Source organism: Actinokineospora pegani, assembly GCF_009745975.1.
GTDB classification, from domain to species: domain Bacteria; phylum Actinomycetota; class Actinomycetes; order Mycobacteriales; family Pseudonocardiaceae; genus Actinokineospora; species Actinokineospora pegani.
On the sequence record NZ_WHOL01000056.1, the window covers coordinates 100,439 to 101,173 of the forward strand.

General features: G+C 76.7%; 1 protein-coding gene. It reads left to right on the forward strand.

The window, feature by feature from the left end; all coding sequences use genetic code 11:
• Window positions 1-578 (forward strand): PP2C family protein-serine/threonine phosphatase (locus tag GCL84_RS06300; protein WP_235926030.1); only part of this gene is annotated, 578 nt, incomplete at its 5' end.
• Window positions 579-735 lie beyond the last annotated feature (157 nt).

Here is a 735-nt window from a genome sequence, read left to right on the forward strand (position 1 = left end):
CCCGCGCCGCCCGGGTCGCCGCCGCGGCGGCGGTCCGCGCGGGCGGCGGCGCGGTCGGGGCCGTGCTCGCCGCGCAGGCGGAGGTGCTGGCCACGACCACGGGCGACTGCGTGCTGGTCGTCGCCGTGCCCGAGGGCGACGGCTACGACATCGCCTGGGTCGGCGACGCCCGCGCCTGGGCGTGGACCGCCACCGGCCTGCGGCAGCTCACCACCGACCACACCGTCGCCCAGCACTTCCGCGACCGGGGCACCCCGACGACCCCGCGCATGGAGCACATCGTCACCACCAGCGTCCGCACCGCCCGCCGCGGGCAGGTCGGCACGGCACGCGTCGCCGAGCCGACCATGCTCGTGCTGACCAGCGACGGCGTCCACAAGTCGCTCGGCGAGTCGGTCATGACCCGCCTGCTGCGCTACTCCACGGCCCCCGCCGCCGCGCTCGTGGAGGCCGCCACCGCCGCGGGCTCCACCGACAACGCCACCGCCCTCGTCGTCGAATGCGGCGACCGGCAGACCGTGGCCCTGCCCGCTCAGGCCCCCGACCTCTCCACCGCCGCCCTCCCGGTCCTGGCCTAGGCAACGCAGACCGACCGGACGGTCTCCAAGCGCGCACCGGTCGAATCAGCACCGCCGCTCACCAACCCGGGCGAGACCAAACCCGCCTCCCGCTCCCGCCGTGCTCGAACCCCGCCGTGCTCGAACCCCGCCGTGCTCGAACCCCGCCGTGCTCGAA